Annotated in this window: 15 protein-coding genes; 5 read left to right on the top strand and 10 right to left on the bottom strand. The window is 36.2% G+C overall.

The window, feature by feature from the left end:
* Positions 1-45: 45 nt before the first annotated feature.
* From F596_RS10755 to F596_RS0102015, 4 genes are all read right to left on the bottom strand, one after another.
* Positions 46-3,270, bottom strand: coding sequence for an efflux RND transporter permease subunit (locus tag F596_RS10755; protein ID WP_019035672.1), 3,225 nt, complete (start codon positions 3,268-3,270; stop codon positions 46-48).
* Positions 3,271-3,300: 30 nt separating this feature from the next.
* Positions 3,301-4,635: an efflux RND transporter periplasmic adaptor subunit gene (locus F596_RS0102025; protein ID WP_019035671.1), complete on the bottom strand. Its 1,335-nt coding sequence runs from the start codon at positions 4,633-4,635 to the stop codon at positions 3,301-3,303.
* Positions 4,636-4,859: 224 nt separating this feature from the next.
* The gene (locus F596_RS0102020; protein WP_019035670.1) at positions 4,860-6,284 is read right to left on the bottom strand and encodes a CCA tRNA nucleotidyltransferase; all 1,425 of its coding nucleotides are present in this window, start codon (positions 6,282-6,284) and stop codon (positions 4,860-4,862) included.
* A gap of 159 nt (positions 6,285-6,443) precedes the next feature.
* Complete coding sequence (locus tag F596_RS0102015; protein ID WP_019035669.1) at positions 6,444-7,280, bottom strand: peroxiredoxin family protein; 837 nt, start codon at positions 7,278-7,280, stop codon at positions 6,444-6,446.
* A gap of 209 nt (positions 7,281-7,489) precedes the next feature.
* On the opposite strand from F596_RS0102015, the gene F596_RS0102010 reads away from it, so the two are divergent.
* Positions 7,490-8,182 (top strand): queuosine precursor transporter, encoded by a 693-nt coding sequence (locus F596_RS0102010; RefSeq protein ID WP_008450087.1) that lies wholly within the window; start codon positions 7,490-7,492, stop codon positions 8,180-8,182.
* Positions 8,183-8,239: 57 nt separating this feature from the next.
* Entirely contained in the window at positions 8,240-8,698 is a 459-nt protein-coding gene (gene queF, locus F596_RS0102005; RefSeq protein WP_019035668.1) for a preQ(1) synthase, read from the top strand.
* A gap of 129 nt (positions 8,699-8,827) precedes the next feature.
* Here the strand turns inward: queF and F596_RS0102000 are convergent, their stop codons facing one another.
* The 3 genes from F596_RS0102000 to F596_RS0101990 all read right to left on the bottom strand — a co-directional run bounded on the left by F596_RS0102000 (position 8,828) and on the right by F596_RS0101990 (position 13,412).
* Positions 8,828-11,851, bottom strand: a complete 3,024-nt coding sequence (locus F596_RS0102000) for a PEP/pyruvate-binding domain-containing protein (protein ID WP_019035667.1) — start codon at positions 11,849-11,851, stop codon at positions 8,828-8,830.
* Between the two features lie 275 nt (positions 11,852-12,126).
* Positions 12,127-12,579 carry a DUF6078 family protein gene (locus F596_RS0101995; protein ID WP_019035666.1) on the bottom strand — a complete coding sequence of 151 codons (453 nt, stop codon included), beginning with the start codon at positions 12,577-12,579 and terminating at the stop codon, positions 12,127-12,129.
* A 14-nt stretch (positions 12,580-12,593) separates the two neighbouring features.
* Complete coding sequence (locus F596_RS0101990) at positions 12,594-13,412, bottom strand: hypothetical protein (RefSeq protein WP_008450131.1); 819 nt, start codon at positions 13,410-13,412, stop codon at positions 12,594-12,596.
* Between the two features lie 147 nt (positions 13,413-13,559).
* Between F596_RS0101990 and F596_RS0101985 the strand changes: the two genes are divergently transcribed.
* Both F596_RS0101985 and F596_RS0101980 read left to right on the top strand, forming a co-directional pair.
* Positions 13,560-15,338, top strand: coding sequence for a biotin/lipoyl-binding protein (locus F596_RS0101985; RefSeq protein WP_019035665.1), 1,779 nt, complete (start codon positions 13,560-13,562; stop codon positions 15,336-15,338).
* Positions 15,339-15,427: 89 nt separating this feature from the next.
* Entirely contained in the window at positions 15,428-15,964 is a 537-nt protein-coding gene (locus tag F596_RS0101980; RefSeq protein ID WP_019035664.1) for an HDIG domain-containing metalloprotein, read from the top strand.
* Between the two features lie 155 nt (positions 15,965-16,119).
* On the opposite strand, the gene glpC is transcribed toward F596_RS0101980, so the two are convergent.
* The 3 genes from glpC to glpA are packed head-to-tail and all read right to left on the bottom strand — an operon-like array spanning position 16,120 to position 20,241.
* Entirely contained in the window at positions 16,120-17,370 is a 1,251-nt protein-coding gene (gene glpC / locus F596_RS0101975; RefSeq protein ID WP_008450147.1) for an anaerobic glycerol-3-phosphate dehydrogenase subunit GlpC, read from the bottom strand.
* Between the two features lie 13 nt (positions 17,371-17,383).
* Positions 17,384-18,625 (bottom strand): anaerobic glycerol-3-phosphate dehydrogenase subunit GlpB, encoded by a 1,242-nt coding sequence (gene glpB, locus F596_RS0101970; RefSeq protein WP_019035662.1) that lies wholly within the window; start codon positions 18,623-18,625, stop codon positions 17,384-17,386.
* The gene (gene glpA / locus F596_RS0101965) at positions 18,625-20,241 is read right to left on the bottom strand and encodes an anaerobic glycerol-3-phosphate dehydrogenase subunit A (protein WP_019035661.1); all 1,617 of its coding nucleotides are present in this window, start codon (positions 20,239-20,241) and stop codon (positions 18,625-18,627) included. Before glpA ends, glpB begins: the two co-directional genes overlap by 1 nt.
* Positions 20,242-20,713: 472 nt before the next feature.
* Here glpA and F596_RS0101960 point away from each other — a divergent pair, with 472 nt between their 5' ends.
* Entirely contained in the window at positions 20,714-21,505 is a 792-nt protein-coding gene (locus F596_RS0101960) for a DeoR/GlpR family DNA-binding transcription regulator (RefSeq protein WP_019035660.1), read from the top strand.
* Positions 21,506-21,543: the final 38 nt, after the last annotated feature.

The following is a 21,543-nucleotide window of genomic DNA, read 5'->3' as shown; positions in this document are numbered from 1 at the left end:
TAACCTGTTATCTTCTTGCTTTTTACAATTAGCTTTCTAAGCATATTACTCTGGTTTTTCTAAGTTGTCTTTGTTTTTCTCATCATTGAAGCGTATAGGAGAAAAGCGTTCCTGTATGTGTTGGAATATTGTAAACAACGTAGGAACAAAGAATACTTGGCAAAGTGTGCCTATAAGCATTCCACCTACAGCCGCTGCTCCTAAAGTTTGGTTTCCGTTACGTCCCACACCACTTGCAAACATTAGTGGTATTAAGCCCACTATCATAGCTAATGCTGTCATTAACACAGGTCTAAGACGAGCTTTAGCTCCAAGAATGGCAGCATGGCGTATATCCATACCTGTGCGGCGACGGTCTAAAGCAAATTCTACTATTAAGATAGCGTTCTTTGCTAATAAGCCAATAAGCATGATAAGAGATATTTGCATATAAATATCGTTATTATGTCCAAACAAAAGTGTAAAGAGAAAGGCTCCTGCTAAGCCAAAAGGAATAGAAAGTACCACAGCTAAAGGCAAGAGATAGCTCTCATATAGCGCACTTAAAATTAAATAAACGAAAACTATACATAATGCAAATATAATAACAGTAGTGTTACTTTGCTCGCTCTCCGATCGTGTTAAGCCCGAATACTCATACCCATATCCAGCAGGAAGATGGTCTTTAGAGACTTCTTTTATGGCTTTTAGCACATCTCCAGAAGAATATCCTTCTTGTGGAGTTATATTAACATCTATGGAAGTAAACAAGTTGAAACGATTCATTACTTGTGGTCCATAAATGCGCTGTAAAGTAATAAAGCTATTTATAGGAGCCATACCTTTTGGAGTACGCACGTATATGTTTTGTAAGCTTTCTTTTGTTAGTCTGCTTTCTGCTGTTCCTTGTATCATTACTCTGTATAGCTTACCATAAGTATTGAAGTTAGAAGCATACATACCACCATAATATCCTTGTAAAGTAGAAAGAACAGTTTTAGGCGAAATGCCAGCCTGTTTAGTTTTGGTAACATCTACATCTACCATATATTGAGGATATTGTGTGTCATAGGTAGTCATAGCTTTTGAAACTTCAGGACGTTTTTGCAATTCTTCTAAGAAGCTGCGTGTAACGCTTAAGAACTTATTTATGTCGCCACCTGTTTTGTCTTGCATGGTCATAGTAATACCGTTTACCATAGAGAAGCCTGGTATCATAGGAGGTCCAAAAGCTAATATTTGAGCACCTTTTATGCTTGCCACTTGCTTATATATCATACCTAAAACCATGTTCGACTCCATAGGGTTTAAGAACAGCGGAATGAGGCTACCTTGCTTAAAACATTCTGCTATACGTAAGAAGATATTTTTAGAAGCACGTTTATCAAACGACTTAAGTTTTATAAAGAAAGCTGCCTGATTAGAGCCTTGTCCACCTATTAAGCTGAATCCAACAAGGTTTTGACGTGTTTCTATGGCAGGATTATTAGCTAACATCTTATCAACGTCGTTTACTATTTGCCTCGTTACCGATTTAGAGGTACCAGGAGGAGTAGATATGGATATCATAATATTACCAGTATCTTCATTAGGTACTAACCCCGTACTTGTAGTGCTCATAGTGATTATTAGCACTAATATGCCAAAAACAACTGCTATTGCTGTGATAATAGGTTTCTTTATAATACGTTCAACACCTTTTTTATATTTATTTGTTATCTTATCGAATGCGGTATTAAAAGACGTATTAAAGCGATTAATAAAAGTAGAGTTTGCTTTATTTTCTTTTTTATTATGTGGTTTTAATAATAAAGCGCAAAGAGCAGGGGACAGTGTTAGGGCATTGATGGCTGAAATAACTATAGAAATAGCCATAGTTACACCAAACTCACGATAGAAAGTACCTGATGTACCACTTAAAAACGAAACAGGTACGAAGACGGCAGCCATAACAAGAGTGATAGAGATGATAGCACTTGAGAGTTCGTTCATGGCATCAATAGAAGCCGTTAAGCTACTTTTATACCCTATATCCAGCTTAGCATGTACGGCTTCCACTACTACAATAGCATCGTCTACCACTATTGCAATAGCAAGTAATAAAGCAGATAGAGTGAGCAGGTTAATAGAGAAGCCAAACATCCATAAGAATAAGAAAGTACCTATTAATGAGACAGGGACAGCAATCAATGGGATAAGTGTGGAACGTAAGTCTTGTAAGAAGATATATACTACAAGAAATACTAAAGCCAAGGTTAAGAATAGTGTAAAAAACACTTCTTCGATAGAGGCAAATAAGAAGTCGGTAACATCAACAACGACATTCATCTTCATGCCGGGAGGGAAATTTTTTGCTTGGTTTTCAAATTCTTTTTTTACGCCATTAGCCACTTCGGTTGCATTCGATCCAGATACTTGTTGTACCGCACCAATAACGGCAGGCTTACCATCGCTTTCCATACTAACAGCATAAGATAATCCTCCTAATTCTATCTTTGCCACATCGCGAAGATATAAAGTATGTCCGTCGGTATTGCTGCTAATAATAATGTTGTTATATTCTTGTGGATTTTTCAAACGTCCTTTATAGCGCATAGTATATTCGTAAGCCATATTGCTCTGTTCTCCAAACTTTCCCGGAGCAGCTTCTATGTTTTGTTCGGCAAGAGCAGCAACTATGTCTTGTGGCATTAAGTTATATTGCTTCATCTTATCAGGTTGTAACCAAATGCGCATACTATAAGTTAATGCACCAAAAATCTGCACATTACCTACTCCCTTTACACGTTTTAGAGCAGGAACGATGTTTATATCACTATAATTGGTTAAGAACTTTTCGTCATAACGTCCGTTATCGCTTGTTAGGGCAAATATTATAACATTACTACTCTGACGTTTAGAGGTTGTTACTCCTACTTGTGTTACCTCCGAAGGTAATAGTGCCTGTGCTTGAGTTACTCTGTTTTGTACATTAACGGAAGCCATATCAGGGTCTGTACCTTGTTTAAAGTAGATGGTGATTTGAGCTTTACCTTCGTTAGTAGCTTGAGAGGTCATGTAAGTCATGTTCTCTACACCATTTATGCTCTCTTCTAAAGGAACAATTACAGAGTTTAATACGGTTTGAGCGTCAGCACCTGCATAGCTTGTCGATACTTGTATGGTGGGAGGAGCTATGTCAGGATACTGCTCAACGGGTAAAGCTATTAATCCGATTATACCTAATAGAACAAAAAAGATAGATATTACTGTTGATAATACCGGTCGCTTAATAAAATTAGAAAAAGTCATATTTGTTTATCCTATGTGAGAATATTAATATTATTTATTGTCATTACTTTGCATAGCTTTTACAAAGGCAGAAGCTGAAGATTGACTCTTACTTAGCTCTTGTGCCTTCTTAATGGCTTTAGCATATTCGGCTTCTGTTAAAGCCTTTATCTTTTCACCATCAGTAAGAGCAGATACTCCTTTGACAACAATTCTCTCACCCATCTTTAGTCCATGAGTAACAATGTAGTTTTTGCCATCGTTCTCTGTAGCAACGATAATTTCGGTATAATGCACTTTATTATATTTATCTACTTTATAAACAAACATTTTGTCTTGAACCTGCACTACTGCCTCTTGTGGGATAACTATAGCATGGTTGTCAGTCTTTGCTATTATGATCTGACCACTACCACCACTCTTTAATAATCTTTCTGGATTAGGAAAACGAGCTATAACACTGATAGTCCCTGTTGCGGCATCTACTATACCACTTGTTTTCACTATAGTACCCTCATGGTTATAGATAGACCCATCTATGAGCTGTAAGCTAACAGCAGGGAAAGTCCTAATAGCTTTAGTTAATCCTTTTTCTGTGCGTGATAGCTTTAGCATATCCGATTCTGTTAAGGAGAAATAAACCTCCATAGTAGAAACATTGCTCACTGTAGTAACAGCCTGTATAGAAGAAGGGCTTACCAGTGCTCCCTCCTTATATGGCAAACTTCCGATATATCCGGAAGTAGGACTCTTCACATAGCAGAAGCTTAGGTTGTTCTTAGCTGTTGATAATCCTGCTTGAGCTTGTTTTACTTGTGCTTGAGCTTGACGTACAGATGCTTCTGCCTGTGATATTCCGCTTTGTGCTTGGCGCACAGATGCTTCTGCTGTGGTATATGAATTTTTTGAAGATTGTAGCTCATATTCCCCAATAACCTTGTTAGCATAAAGATTTTTACTGTTACTATAAGTTAAATAGGCAGTGGCTTTCTGTGCAGTAGCCGAATTTAAATTAGCTTTTGCAGTAACAACTCCTGCTTGAGCTTGCATTACAGCACTTTGTGCTGCTGCTACTTGTGCTTGTGCTTGACGCACAGCTTCTTGGTAGGTAGAGTTGTCTATAACGAATAATACTTGCCCTGTTTTAACATATTGACCTTCATGTACATTAAGTTGAGTAATAAATCCACTAACCTTTGGTCTTATCTCTACATCTTGAATACCTTTTATAGTGGCAGGATATGTTGTCTTTGATTGTGCATTTGATGCTCCTATAGTAATTACAGGATATTCATCACTTGTAGGCAGGGTATGCTGGCTCTTATTGCAACCAACTAAAATTATAGACAAAGTGATTGCAACTAATAATAATTTGTTTATTTTCATATATTGTTTTATTATAATATTATTTCAGTTGGGAGATATTTAACAACTCATTTTTAGATGTTCCTAATAACTATTAAATTAATAAAGTACTAAAAGAAATGATAACTTGAGTTGTTAAAATGCTTATCCTTTTAATGCAAAAGTACTCAATTTCTTTCGTAAGTATATAATAGGGTATGCTCTTTTTAACAATATTTACTTTGTAAAAATAAAAGAGTTAAAACTTATATTAAGCCTAACTCTTTTGCAGTTTCGTTTAGTAATTTTAGTAAAGGCTCGCGTTCGTTTGGCACTTTGTTGTCTAAGATAGCTTCTTTTAATGATTTTTTAAGTAAGCCTACTTCATAGCTTGGTTTTAAATGGAATATTTCCATAATTTCATTTCCATCAATACATGGTTGTAAGAGGCGTTTGTAATCTTGTTCTTTAAGTGCTTCTATCTTTTCCCTTACTATTTTAAAATTATTTAAAAAGCGTTGTTTGCGTACCTCGTTTTTGCTTGTTATATCTGCTTCACACAGTGTCATAAGGTCGTCAATATCATTTCCAGCGTCATTTATAAGTCGTCTTACAGCAGAGTCGGTTACCTCTTTATCAGCAATAGCAATAGGACGCATGTGCATATCTACAAGTTTGCGTACATATTTCATTTTCATATCCATGGGCAATTTCATTCTCCTAAATAGTTTAGGTACCATGTTTGCACCTACTATGTTGTGGTTATGAAATGTCCAACCTATAATGTTATCCCAGCGTTTACATTTAGGTTTCCCAATATCATGTAATAGAGCTGCCCATCTTAGCCAAATGTTATTTGTTTTTTTACAAATATTATCAAGCACCTCAAGTGTGTGATAAAAGTTGTTTTTATGTGCCCTACCATTTTTTATGTCTACAACGTCCATAGATGTAAGCTCTGGCATAATGATTTGTAATAGCCCACAACGTTGCAAGTCTACAAATCCTTTACTGGGCGTTTTAGTCATAATTATCTTATTTAGCTCTTCTATAATGCGCTCATTGCTAATTATTTTTATGCGTTCCGCATTACGTTCAAGTGCGGCAAAAGTGTCGTCCTCTATGAAAAAGTTGAGCTGGGTAGCAAAACGTATACAACGCATCATGCGCAATGGATCATCAGAAAAGGTAACATCAGGGTCGAGAGGTGTGCGTATTATACCGTCCCAAAGGTCATCAATGCCTCCAAAGGGATCTATTAGCTTTCCAAAAAGATGGCTGTTTAGGCATATTGCCATGGCATTAATAGTAAAGTCGCGACGATTTTGGTCGTCTTCTAAGGTGCCATTTTCCACTAAAGGCTTTCTGCTATCATGGCTATAGCTTTCTTTACGAGCACCAACAAACTCTACTTCTATGTTTTTATATTTTACCTGAGCAGTGCCAAAATTCTTAAAAATAGATATATGTGCTTGCTTTCCTAAGATATTTTTCAGCTCATGAGCTACCTTAATGCCGCTTCCTACTACCACTACATCTATATCATTAGATGGGCGTTCTAAAAACAAATCGCGAACATAACCACCTACAACATAGCATTCTAATCCTAATTTATCGGCAGCTTTGGAAATATTATGAAATATATCTTTATTTAATAAATGTGCTAATTGTGCATCTGAGAGATCTTGCATAATAATAGTTTAATTCTAAATATGCAAAGGTAGTTAAAAAGAATGATATTTCAAAGTCTTATATATCTTGATAATAAAAGAAAGAACATCTACAAGGTTTTATACCTTATAGATGTTCTTTACATTATATATATACTAAGTATTATATTTATGTGTTTTTTATTTATATATTTCAGACAAGACTTTTTGCAGCTCTTCTCCCATTAGGTCTATCTTTACTATCTTTCCTTGTGGGTCTATTAGTATGTTAGAAGGAATGGTCGTGATGCCATAAGTCTTAGCAGCAGCACATTGCCAACCCTTTAAGTCGGACATTTGTGGCCATGTCATGCCTAAGCTCTTTACTGCAGCTGCCCATGACTCTTTCTTTTGATCAAAGCTAACGCCTACTATTTCAAATCCTTTAGGGTGAAATTGTTTGTATGCTTTTACGACATTAGGCATTTCCATACGACAAGGACCACACCATGAAGCCCAAAAGTCTACGAGGACATATTTGCCTTTACCTGCATAATCGCTAAGGGTAACAGCTTTACCATTGAGGTCTGCCATTTTTAGTTCATGGAATTTTATTCCCGGCTGACGAAGTTGTAATGATTCCCATCTTTTCTTTACCAATTCCATGCTTTTGTCATTGTAATAGCCAGAAGAAGGGTCGCACACCTCTTTCATCTCGTCAAAGTCGAAGCTATATACTAAGTCAGAAACATATTTGGCAGGGAAAGTAGTGTTTTTAAATTTACGTACTATCTCTAAAGTTGTTGCTTTCTGTAAGGAGTCTAAGCGTTCAGCTTTAGCTTTTATCTCTTCTATCTTATTAGCATCTTCTGTTGTGATAGATGTTTTAGATCTTTTCTTAATAGCTTGATATTCATTGAGCAATACTTTGTATTGAGCTTCAATACTATTCATTTTCTCCTCATAAGGCTTAGTATCTTGAGCATGTAAAGCAAAAGTGCACACTGCAAGCGTAGCCATTATTAAAAACTTTTTCATAATCCTGTATTTGTAGTTAGTTTCAATGCGTACAAATGTAGTAATATTTATTTATATAGGGCGCAGATTTTATAATAAAAACACTACTTTTACTTTTTATTCATATCTTAAAATATATATGTTACTAAAAGTTACAATATTTTTTGTAACTTTGCACCACTTTAATTATTACAGGGGTACTTGCTAAACCCTCTTTAAAAAAACAAGATATGCAAAAAACAAAACAACAGGTAAGCGTACTGTTCCTGCTTTTCAGTGTGCTTTTTTGTGTTTGCCTTATTGCGGCAAACCTATTGGAAACAAAGCAGATTTCAGTGTTAGGTATTAGTTTGACAGGTGGTTTGATAGTGTTTCCTGTGTCTTACATTATTAATGACTGTGTATGTGAGGTATGGGGGTATAAGAAAGCTCGTCTGTTAATATGGTTAGGCTTTGCCATGAATTTCTTTTTTGTAACAATGGGTGCTATATGTGATTGGATTCCGGGTGCTCCTTATTGGAAAAATGATGCAGGTTTTCATGCTGTCTTTGGCTTAGCCCCTCGTGTAGCAGTAGCTTCTTTTATAGCTTTTGTGTTAGGCTCGTTTGCAAATGCTTACGTTATGAGTAAGATGAAGTTGCGTGATGGAGGTAAGCGTTTCTCTGCTCGTGCTATTCTTAGTACTATAGCAGGTGAGAGTGTAGACTCTATAATATTTTTTCCTCTTGCTTTATCAGGAGTTGTTCCTACGGAAGAACTACCCAAGCTGATGCTTTGGCAGGTGTTCCTTAAAACATTTTATGAGGTGTTAGCCTTACCTATAACGATAAGAGTAGTTAAGGCTTTGAAGGCGCATGAAGGTGAAGATGTCTACGATACAGGTATTAATTATAGTATTTGGAAGGTATTTAGTCTTAATTAAACACAACTAATTTTCCCCCCAAGCATATTAAAAATGCTTGGGTATATATTTTAAAAGATGGATAGAGAAGAAGATAAACTACAGTTATTAGGTAAAAAAACTGAATATAAGAGCGATTATGCTCCAGAGGTTTTAGAGTCTTTTGAGAATAAACATCAAGGTAATGATTATTGGGTGCAGTTTAATTGTCCAGAGTTTACCAGCTTGTGCCCTATTACAGGTCAACCAGATTTTGCTGAAATAAGAATATCATATGTTCCTGATGTGCGTATGGTGGAAAGTAAGAGCTTGAAGCTCTATTTGTTTAGTTTTCGTAATCATGGCGACTTTCATGAAGATTGTGTAAATATTATCATGAAAGACCTTATAAAGCTGATGAGTCCTAAGTATATAGAGGTAATAGGAATATTTACTCCACGTGGCGGTATAAGTATATATCCATATGCTAATTATGGTAAGCCAGGCACAAAGTATGAGAAATTAGCAGAATATAGGTTTATGAATCATAAGATGTAGCATATCTTTTAAAGAGTAAAATTATTAATAAAGATGTAGCCTTTCTTTAGAAGATTCTTTTTATAGCGTATTAGAATGATAAAGAAAGGCTTTTTAGTAGTAATTATACCGTGCAAGAAAACTGTTCTTTTATTTGTTTAAAATAGCTCCTATTTGCTTCTTTCCATCCATCATTATTGTTAATGGGTGTGTAAAGCGTATATGACGAATATGCTCTGTTTCATATATAGCAGGCATAGCATCGAGCATATTTTTATTGAATAGGCTCCCTTCTTCAGGGTTATTAGTGTCTACCATGAAATATCCTACTCCGAAAGAAGTGAGGTTTTGAAAGAAGTGTGTACCTTGACTAGGGTCTATATTATAGTTTTTCAGAGCTACTTCCACTATTACTCGTGCGGCAGATATATGTGCCCATTTTACAGGTATTCCAAGCCATGGCTCGCTACTTCCCCAGCGTCCCGGCCCTACAAGCACATAGCTTTTGCCATTGGCAAGGAATTGGTCGTTAATTTTTTCTATTTCTAAAGCTATTTGTGAGTTGTAGCGAGCATCATATTTATCATCATATTTCACATAAACAACATCGTAAACATCATTTGATATACCATGTCCTAAAGAGTTGTTGCTACGTAAGATACATTTTTCATCAGGTATTTGTTCTATATCTTCATCTAAAATCTGTTTAGAGTCGACTATTGGTCGTATTTGTAAAAGATAGAATTCTGCTGTGCGGTCTGGGTTAATATTACAAGCAAACTCTATTTCTACGGGGCGACGCATAGCTTCTTCACCATAACGCATCGACATACGTAGTAGTTCGGGTAATGGTATAACATCATATTGTAACACGCCTGCAAAGGAAATAATTTTAGGACCTTTACCTATATGTGTGTCGCGAATGCGTCGATCGTTTATGTCATAAGTAGAGGCTATGAAATTAAGAGAGTTGTCATCGATAGCTGTTTGTATATCAAACTTTTTTATGTTAAAGCCATCATCTACCTTAAAGTCAGTGCCAGCGAGAGTCATATCTATAGCATAGAAATAATTTTGTGTGTCTCGCATAGCGAAGTCGTTGCGTGAAAGCTGAATAATATGATTAGGGTGATAGGGTGATACACGCAGAGTTTGTCCTCCATCTACAATATATTTACCCAGCCCTAAAGCTAACGAGGCTATACCTTCTTCTGCTTTTTCGTTATTAACGGGGTAATAATTAATGCTACGCAGCACCCCAGAGATGTTAGGATAGTAGTGGTCGCCATAAGTTTTTCCTACTACTTCTTGAAGAATGACAGCCATTTTTTCCTGATCTATAACATTGCTTGTTGCAGTCATATATGCTTTTGACTCTTTATAAAATACCGAAGCATATACACTTTTTATAGCGGCAGCCATCATGTGTAACATCTGTTCGTGGTTACCTAAGTAAGGTATCATATAAGTGGAATAAACACCTGCAAAAGGTTGGTAATGGCTATCTTCTAAAAGAGAGGACGACCTGATAGCTATAGGCGAGCGAGTGGCATCTATAAAGGTTAGAAAGTCGTCATGATAGCTGTCGGGTAATTGCGCTTTAAGGAAAGCTTTAAGTATCTCTTCATCGTTAGCATTGCTTAAAGCAAGCTCGTATAGGTTATTATTTTCCATGAACTGATCGAACACATCAGTGCAAAGAACTACTGTTTTGGGTATCTGTACTTTAACATTGTCATACTTGTTAAAGTCGGTTTGTCGCTTAATGACATTATCCAAGAAAGCCAGCCCACGCCCTTTGCCTCCTAAAGAGCCGTCGCCAATGCGTGCAAAATGTGCATAACGGTCGAAACGTACACGGTCGAATTCTGCAACAACGCCAATATTTTTCATTTGTCTATATTGCACTATAGCATCGAAGATAATCTGCCTATGTGCATTAATATCTTTAAGCTCATGCCATGTAACGTGTTTTAAGAAGCTACTTACAGGAAATATAGCACGTGCACAGAGCCAGCGGCTCATGTGATTGCGTGATACATGATAAAGCATAGAGTCGTTAGGAATAGTAAAGATATTGTCTTGTAGCTCTTTTAGGTTATGAATGCGCATTATCTCTTTGTGTGTCTTAGGGTCTCGAAAGATAAAATCGCCAAAGCCCATACGCTCTTCCATAAGGTGGCGAAGGTCTACGCTAAGCATTTTAGAGTTTTTGTCTACAAAATTAAATCCTTCTTTTTCTGCACGTTCACGGTTACTTGTTTCGGTGCTTTCCATGATAAGAGGTAGATATTCATCTTGAGCACGGATAGTTTCTAATAGTTTAAATCCAGCTTCTTCATCTTTCTCTTTTAGTGTATATCCAGCCATGGCTATTTCCGACTCTTCTATTGTTGACATAGGGAAACGCACATCGCTAATTACTCCTAAGCAGTTTTCTTTATATTTTTCATATATCTCTATGGCTTCTTTATATGTACGTGCTAAAACTACTTTAGGGCGTCCTCTCATACGCATAGTAGCTGCATGCCTGTTAAGAGCTTCTGTAGCAAAGTTTTTGCTTTGTTTTAAGACATAGCTATATAGATTGGGCAGGATAGAGCTGTAATAACGTATGCTATCCTCTACGAGTAGCAGCATTTGTACCCCTGCTTGTGCTATGTCGTGCTCAATATTCATTTTATCTTCTATGAGCTTTATTATAGAGAGAATGAGATTAGTGTTTCCAAGCCAACAGAAGACATAGTCGAAGATACTTAGGTCTTCGTTTTTCATACGGCGTGTTATACCATGGGAGAAAGGTGTAAGAACCACACAGGGCATTTGTGGAAACTTTTCTTTTATACCATGTGCTATAGTAAAGGCATCGTTGTCAGCATTGCCAGGCATACATATAACAAGGTCTATCTGTGTGGAAGCAAGTATGTCTTCGGCTTCTTCTGTCGTAGAAACTTGGGTAAACATAGGGGGATAGCGTAACCCCAACTCCATATATTCATTATATATTTTTTCCTCTATGCGTCCATCGTCCTCTAACATAAAGGCATCATAGGGATTTGCCACAATGAGAACGTTAGTTATTCGTCGTAACATAAGATCTACAAAGTTGGCATCTTTTAATATAAATTTAGTCCATGATTGTGGTATGTTAGTTAGTTTTCCCTCGTTTTCCATACATATAAAAAGTGTATATAGTTATTTTGCGAAGTTACAAAAGAATTTTAAAAGGCAAGATAATTTACTGTGTTTTATTTTATAGTTATTTTATAATAAAACTTATTGGGCTAAAAACGAAGTAATATCTTTTCGGAATTAAGATTCAAAAATGCTCTTATAATGTTAGTGTAGATGATGTACACTGTCGGTGTAGGTGATATACACAAGTAGTGTAGGTGATGTACACTACTTATGTATGTGTGTTACATTTATGATTAGATAATGTTTTTTAGTTATGCTTTATCCCAGTCGATAGACTTAATATACTCATCAAAGGTAGGTGGCGTTATTTTATAACTATTAAAGATATTAATAATTTCAGCTTGCTGTGTAGGGTGTAAAAGGCGTTCGCCATTGCGATAGTAGAAAAAGACGCGTTTACTTTCAAAAACAGATATGACGGCTTTGCGTATTTGAGGGTATATAGCCATAGGCACTTTGTCAAAGATATGTGTCATACCTTTTGCAAAAAGTAGTTCTTCCTTAGAGTTATAATATTCGCATTCACCCTCTTTTTGTACATGAGCAAGATATGATGGCGACACGGTTAGCTCTATTTTGTTGTTTATAGCGTCTTGGTTACGAAGTTTTGCAACATGCTGATGTATGCAGTCGTTAATGTGTTTGCACTGGCTATTGTTAGCATAGCATGAGATGGAATAGGTTGTAAGGTCTTGTTTGTTCATTGTTATGGTTTGTGTTATTTAGTTGTTATTTTTTTATTAGCAGTTATTGGTATAGTTTTTTGAGCTTCTTGTGCTCTTTTATTAGCTTCTATTGCACTTGCTTTGCGATGATATTGCATTATTTTTTTCCCAAATTTAGCAGCCATCGAGTCGGCTGAAAGAAATATCATTGTACCGTCATCATGCCCAACGGAGTCGTTAGGTATACGTTTCCCATGGTTATCAATAGTATCTTTATATAGGTATAACTTTCCGTTATAAATGTGCCATGAAGTGTATACAGTTACTTTAGGATATTCTACCGGGCTTTCGTCCTCTAAAGTGTTATTTTTCTTAACATATCCCACGGGTGAAGCTTGGTTAAAACTTTTTAGAGTAAATCCATATTCGCGTGGTATAAAGAGTGCTTGTTTTAGAGAGTCGCTCATTTCTGCCATTATTTGGCTTTCTGTTTTTAAGGGATTTGGCTTTAAAGTGGGTATTACTTGGAAAGTCCATGTGCCTTTCATTTGTTCTAAGTCTATAACAAGTATGGCTTCTTTTTTGTTGTGTGGGTTAAGTAATATTGCTATTTCGTCGCCTATATTAAGTGTTCCAAACACCTTATTGTTCTTGCGTGCGTTGACAATGTTTAATCGAATGGGGTTACCACCATCGTTAGGCAGGAATACAACGATAGAATCGGAACACCCATCACAGGCTAAGCCATATAATGTTTTGTCGCCTTTTAGCTTCGTGCTATTATTTATAGCTCCATAATCGTATGTAGCTTTTTTATTATAGCAAGATACTACACAAAGTAAGGTGATAATTAGTATGTATATATTCTTCATATTAGTGTGTTAAAATCTATTTGCAAAGATAGTCAATTATTGCAAAAAGTAGGTCGTTAGCACTTGTTTTTGGTATTTTTTATCTACTTTTGCACTACTTATTGCGTATGTGCAAGAGGTATACATTAGCAAATTATAGCATTAAATATGGCAAAACAAATAAAATTTAGTCTCATTTATAGAGATATGTGGCAGAGCTCAGGAAAGTTTCAGCCACGCAAAGATCAGTTAGTAAAGATAGCTCCGGTGTTTATAGAAATGGGTTGTTTCGCACGTGTGGAAACAAACGGTGGAGCTTTTGAGCAAGTTAATTTGCTGGCTGGTGAGAATCCTAACGAGTCTGTCCGTGCTTATACAAAGATACTTCATGAAGCAGGTATTCAGACACATATGCTTGATCGTGGATTAAATGCTTTACGTATGTACACTGTTCCTGATGATGTTCGTGCTATGATGTATCGTGTAAAGAAAGCACAGGGTGTAGATATTCCTCGAATATTTGATGGTTTGAATGATATCCGTAATATAGCACCTTCAATAAAGTGGGCTAAGGAAGCAGGTATGATACCACAGGCAGCTCTTTGTATTACTACTTCTCCTATCCATACAATAGATTATTACACTAATCTTGCAGAAGAGTTGATAGCTGCAGGTGCAGAAGAGATATGCTTGAAGGATATGGCAGGTATTGGACAGCCAGCTTTATTAGGACAGCTAACTAAGAACATAAAGGATAAGCACCCTAACATTGTTATAGAATATCATGGCCACTCTGGTCCGGGTCTTTCTATGGCATCTATGCTTGAGGTAGCAAAGAATGGTTGTGATATTCTTGATGTTGCTATAGAGCCTTTGTCATGGGGTATGGTACACCCTGATGTTATTTCTGTTCAAAGCATGTTAAAGCATGCAGGCTTTGATGTGCCAGAAATAAATATGGACGCTTATATGAAGGCGCGTGCTATGACTCAAGAGTTTATAGATGAATGGTTGGGATATTTTATTAATCCTAAAAACAAAATATCCAGTTCTTTACTTCTTGGCTGCGGCTTACCCGGAGGTATGATGGGTTCTATGATGGCAGATTTAGGTGGTATTCATGCCACTATAAATAATCTTCGTAGAAAGAAAGGAGAGCCAGAGCTTTCTACAGACGACCTTTTAATTAAGCTCTTTGATGAAGTAGCTTATGTTTGGCCTCGTATAGGTTATCCTCCATTGGTAACACCTTTCTCACAGTATACTAAGAATATAGCTTTAATGAATTTGTTAACGCTTGAGCAAGGTAAAGGACGCTTTGTTATGATGGACGATTCTATGTGGGGAATGATATTAGGTAAGAGTGGTAAGGTACCGGGCAAGATTGCTCCAGAGATAGTAGCTTTAGCCAAAGAGAAAGGATTAGAATTTACTACAGCCGACCCTCATACCCTTATACCTTTATCATTAGACGATTTCCGAAAAGAGATGGACGAGAATGGTTGGGATTATGGACAAGATGATGAAGAGCTATTTGAGCTTGCTATGCACCCTGAGCAGTATCGTAACTATAAGAGTGGTCAGGCAAAGAAAAATTTCCTTGCCGACTTGCAAAAAGCTAAAGATGCAAAGTTGGGCGCAAGTGTTAGCATAGAAGAGGCTACTGCTTTCAAACATGCTAAAGCCGATGCATTAGTAGCTCCTGTTAAGGGACAATTGTTCTGGGAGTTCCAAGGAGATGGCGAGGCAGCACCTGCTATAGAGCCATTTATAGGTAAGGAATATAAGGAAGGAGATGTCTTCTGTTATATCGTAGCTACTTGGGGCGAGATAGTTACAGTACCAGCAGCTCTTGGTGGTAAACTTGTAGAGATTAATGCAAAGCAAGGAGCTAAGGTAAATAAAGGAGATGTTATTGCTTATATAGAGCGAGAGCACGAAGATTGATAACTTTTTATAATAAATAAAAATGGCAATCCATACGATAGAACACTTCTTACGTATGGATTGTTTTATTTTATAAAATCATTTTATTAATGGATTATATTGCTATAATAGATAAATATTATTCTGATAATGATAAGTTGAGACATCTTTTGTTAGAACATAGTATGGATGTTGCAGATAAAGCTCTTGCTATAGTAGACTCTCATTCAGAATTAAAGGTAAACAGAGCCTTTATAAAAGAGGCGGCAATGTTACATGACATAGGGATTTTTCTTTGCGATGCTCCAGGCATATTTTGCTTTGGAAGTGAGCCTTATATTTGTCATGGGCGTTTAGGAGCTGACCTGTTGCGTAAAGAAGGTTATCCGTTACATGCTCGAGTTTGTGAGCGACATACAGGTGCAGGTATAACAAAGCAGCAGATAATAGATTGTAATTTGCCTCTTCCCAAGCAAGACTTTTTACCAGAAACGGTTGAAGAAGAAATTATTTGTTATGCTGATAAGTTTTTCTCAAAAAGCAAACCTAATGTTACTAAAACGTATGAGCAGGCTATAAAGAGTCTTTCTAAGTTTGGTGAAGAAGGTATAATACGTTTTAAAAACTGGGCGGCGAGGTTTGAATAACATTTAGCTGTAGTGTTTTTATGTTATAAGGTATATGCGTTTTCTTATGGTGCGATATAAGGATAGATATAAAAGAAAACCGTGTATTATGATAGCATAAAACTATTAATACACGGTGGATAATATTATTAGAGACAAAACAAGTAAAACGTTCTCTATTTATTTAGCTCTATAGTTTTTTCTACATCTAAAGCATCTGCAATAATAGATATAGGATTAAGCACCTTATAGCCTGAAGACATTTCTATTTGCCATTTGCAAGTTTCACAATCTGTAGTAACATAGTCGGGATTAACGTCCTTAATCTGCTTGAAAAGGTCATTACCTATTGCTTGAGAATTGGCATAGTTTTCTTTTTTGAAGCCATAAGTTCCTGCTATACCACAGCATTGAGAGTTGAGTATAGTGAGTTTTAACCCAGGTATCATACGTAAAAGCTCTGTACTATAAATAACCCAGCCCATACGTTCCATGTGGCAAGCCGAATGATATGCAGCATGCATCTTGAAATCTTTGCGGAAAGCGAGTTTTATTTTCCCCTCTTCTATAAGGCGATATAAGAAACGAGTAGCTAAAGTTATGCCTTCGCGTATATCATCATTATCTATATTGAGAAGATGTTTATATTCGTCTCGCATGGTAAACGTACAAGTAGAACTTGTTGTAAGGACTATACGATTATCATTCTTGTATGATTTTCGTATGCTTTCCATATTTATTTCTCCCTGTCTGCGCGCTTGCTTTGATAGTCCATTAGCTATTAAAGCTACTCCGCAACATTTTTCTTTTTCCAACAAGTGGACACCATAGCCACAAGCATTCATGATTTTTACAAGATCCTTTCCAAGTTGTGGGAAGTTATAATTTACATAGCAACCATGAAAATAGCTGACATGCTTATCATAATCATTTTGTTTAGATGCAGCATACTTCTTATACCATGTTTCAAATTTTTGAGTAGTATATGCAGGGAATTGTCTGTGTTTGTCTATTCCCATGACATTATGAAGTATAATCTTTGTTGGTTTTAAGGATAAAGAAAAATTGACAAGTGGTGCTACCATGTTCGACATTGTTCCGACAAAGTCAGTATTTGCCAACATTACATCGCGCAACTTAGGAGTTTTTTTACTATATTTAATACGCGAACTTTGTATGATGTCTGCAATTCGTACATTATGTGGGCAAGCTACTTCACATCTTTTACAGTTAAGACACAGCTTGAGTATCTCTTCAAAATATTTTTCGTTCTTTAAGCGATAACGTTCTACATCAGGACCTGAATGTTTAGGACCAGGATACTTAGGTTCAACAGCTGATACAGGGCAATATGCTGTACAGATAGAACATTTTAAGCATTGTTCTAAGTTGTTTTTACTTATGTTTTTTAATTGAATACCTTCCATAGTCATTAGCTTATTACTTTAATATATCCTTTGTTACTTGCAAAGCTGTTAATAGTGAAACACCAGTACCATCAGCTTGCTTGATATGGTTATGCCCTTCGAGCACAGAGCCTATGGCATACATATTAGTAATGGTAATATCTTTTTTAAAAGGATGAAACTTTGAGTCGGTTGCAACTCCATAGTTCATATAGGCTTGAGGCTCGAAAACCGATTCTTCCGACCATTCTTCACGATTAGAAGAGGCATGTACGTCGAGGTTAAGAATAGGCTCAAAGATATGTTCATAATCACTTACCAATCCTTGACTCATAAATGATCCTGTTGCAAGAATATAATTGTCAGCTTTTAATTTCTCTTCAGGAAGATGGTCGGCAGTAAGGTATTGTACCTCACCATCATTTATTTTACCACCATTTATCCTGTTGCTTACAAGCTCAACTCCACCATGTGCCTTAAAACTATTCATCATTGTCATAGCAACGCGTACTCCCATCACAGAAGGGGGCATAGGCATTATATAATATAAAGGTGTAGTTACCAGTTTGCGTAGCATTTCATCTTCGGTAGAATTGCGTAATCCTGCTACTGCAGGGAAAAGAATAGTATCATATCCTGATAACTTATTTATTTCTATAGCTATACGTTCTATTAGATTTTTGTCGTGGATTACCTTAGCTATATTTGTAGCTCGCATTTCTGTAGGGTTGCGACGTATATAATCGAACTCTTTTAAATGAATGCTTTTTAATTCTATATTTAAGCCATAGTTGGAAAGTCCGGCTAAAATAAAGTTAGTAGGAAGATCCAAAAAACCAGCAATATTTACTAAAGCAACCTTTTTGTGTGCAAGTTTTTCTCCCATTTTACATGTAGCCATTCCCTTAATACTTATCCATGTTGGCTTTAATGTTCCCATTGGGGTAATACGATAGTGGTTTCTTTCAGCACTTCCTATGGTTTGGATACCACATGAATTTAATAATACTTGTGCTTCATTAGCTAACAAAGCTATCTTTTCTGCCCCTATTTTAGTATATGGATGTTTCGTATTTAGATACTTAATAGCCTCTAAAGGTTTTTCTATTTCTTTGCCATTAGCATCATATCCTAACAAATCGAACGAACCAGACGCGAAATGTAAGCTGCTTTGCCCATTAGTAATAATAGCTACCCGTTGTCCTTTTGTAGCTAACACATTAGCTGCAGTTAAGCCACTTAGTCCACCTCCTATAATAATAGTATCAAATTTCATTATTTTTCCTCCAAAGATGCTTTAAGTTTGTCTAATCCACATAAATCTTGATAGATATGTGCTGATAGCTGCGCCTCGCTAAGCGATTGTCCCCATGCTACAGGGCGCATACCTTTCCATCGTTCATTAATAAATTCTAATAAATCTTCTTCTGACTTTTTTACATTATTTCCACAAATAAAATTAGCCGCACGACAAGTACAAAGCTCTCCTTGGCAAGTACCCATACCTACACGAGTGCGTCGACGAAGATTTAATAGGTTATGTACATGTAATTTCTCTATTGCAAATTTTGCTTCTGCAATACTGACTTCTTCACATTCACATATAAGAGCAGAATCTTCAACGGTGTCTAATTTTAGGTCTTTCGCAAACTGTCCATGTCTGCCTTCAGCAGCATTTATTGACGTGCTGTATCGTTTGCCATGTGAATCTTTTACGATTTCTTCTGATCCTGGTAATGGTATGGTTGCAGTTTGGCAAGGCTTATTAATGTTAAGTTTTTTACAAGCAAGGTTAGTTGCTTCTTCTGCCATTAAGCGATAAGTCATCATCTTGCCGCCAGTGATGGTGATAAATCCCTCCATTCCATCTCGTGAGGCATGATCTAAGCATACAATACCTCGGCTAATATTCCTTCCTGATGGATCGTTATCTGCTGCAACTAATGGGCGTACACCAGCATATGCACGTAAAACACGTGTAGTAGCAAGGCTTGGAGCTAATTTTTCGCCTTCTCTTATTAATAAATCTACCTCGGCGTTTGTAACCTTTAGATTGTCTATAGTATCGAAAGGAACACGATCGCTCGTAGTACCAATAACACAAACGGTATCATCTGGCACTAATATGTCGGCATTAGCAGGCTTACGACAACGATTTATAACCATATTGTTAACACGATGTCCAAATATAAGCAATGTTCCTTTGGCAGGAAACATATTAACAGTTATTCCTGCACGTTTAGCTACAAGATGCCCCCATATTCCTGCTGCATTTATTGTTAATGAGGAGTGTATATCATAAACGTCTCCTGTTAAGTTGTTACGAAGAGTTACACCTACCACTTTGTCTTGTCTTACAATAAGATTTGTTACTTCATGGTAAGTTAGAATATCAGCTCCATGATTTCGTGCGTCAAGAATGTTAGCTGCAGTTAAGCGGAAAGGGTCGATAGAAGCATCAGGGATACGTACCGCACCTATTAGATCAGGGTTAACCGCAGGCTCTATGTGGCGTGCTTCTTCGGGATCTATGATCTCTGCGTTAATGCCAGCTTTTTGACAAGCTTCTACAAAAGTAGCCTGATAAGCCAAATCGTCTTCGGGAAGAGTGATGAAAAGTCCATCGGTTTCTTCTACGCAATGGCGTGCTACTTTGCGAAGGATCATGTTCTCTTTAATACATTCTGTAGCCGAGCTTTGATCTGTTACGGCATAACGTGCACCACTATGGAGTAATCCGTGATTACGTCCAGTAGCCCCATTAGTAAGGTCATCTTTCTCTACCAATAGTACTTTCATGCCTCGCATAGCACAATCGCGTGCTGTTCCTGCACCAGTAATACCACCGCCAATGATAATTACATCATAATGTTTAGTTGTAAAATCCTTCATTTTAAATATGTCGGTTGTTTAATAGATTATTGTTTATGTTCAACGAGACTAAGACCAGTTGTTTTTTTTGATACGAAATATAAAACATTTCTTTGCGAAACAAAAATACAATAAGACGTTTTTATATCCAAAGAATAGCTTTATTTTTAACTATTTTTTAAGATAAGAAAGTCTTTCTTCAGTGTTCTTTTTAACTGTTTGCGCAAACATTTCACTAAGTTATAGTAAATGTATATAGTATGTTGTATAAAAATAAGTGTTTGGTAGTGTGTCTTTAAAATGTAAAATAATATGATTTTTACGTAATGAAAGTGTTTTTTGAAGCCGTTAATATCATATAAAAAAGTTATAAAAAAGCACTATTCCCTAAAAAAGTAAATAACTTTGAGAAAAAGTATTATCTTTATTAGTACCTTTGAAAAATATATTTAGTATACTATTAAATAAATAAGAAATAAAAACTTATCTTCATATGACAAAAGAAGAAAGACATTCTATCATTTTAGATCAGCTAATAAAGAAAGATTCTGTTCTTGTTACTGATTTAGCTTCTATACTTAATGTAACCTCGGTAACAATCCGTAAGGATCTAACAGAATTAGAAATACAAGGTAAGCTATATCGTAGTCATGGTAAAGCTATTCTTATAGATCCGTTTACAATTAACCGTTCTGTTAATGATAAAGAGCGTTTATATCAAGAGGAGAAGATGTCTATAGGTTACGAAGCAGCTCAGCTTATTACTCACGACGATTCTATTTTGATAGCATCAGGTACTACGTTGCATAATTTTGCTCGTTGTATTAATCCTAAACATAGGCTAACGGCTATGACCTCTTCTACATCTATTTCGCAAATTCTATCTCAAAAAGAAGATATAGATATTATACAGTTAGGTGGAACACTTCGTCACAGTTCGTTATCAGTAGTGGGTGATTATAGCAAAATGATGTTAAGCGAGTGTTCTTTTAGTAAGCTTTTCCTTGGAGTAGATGGTATAGACTTTGATTTTGGTATTACAACAACCGATATACGTGAAGCCCGCCTTAACAAAGCCATGATGGAAGCATCTCAAAAGATTATAGTTTTGGCCGATTCTTCTAAGTTTGGTAAGCGTGGCTTTGCAAAAATTTCTAATTTAGAAGATATTGATATAATTATTACAGATGAGCATATAAAGAAGGCTGATGTATTACGCATAGAGGAGTTAGGTATAAAGCTGGTTATAGCTCGCGGTAATACACAAGTAAATAGTAAACAATAATTACCTTTTTCTTATACGAAAATTAAACAATAAAATAT

The sequence above is a fragment of the Prevotella amnii DSM 23384 = JCM 14753 genome (assembly GCF_000378745.1).
Taxonomy (GTDB): domain Bacteria; phylum Bacteroidota; class Bacteroidia; order Bacteroidales; family Bacteroidaceae; genus Prevotella; species Prevotella amnii.
Note: the sequence above shows the minus strand (reverse complement) of the source record. Positions and strands in the feature narration are given on the sequence as shown.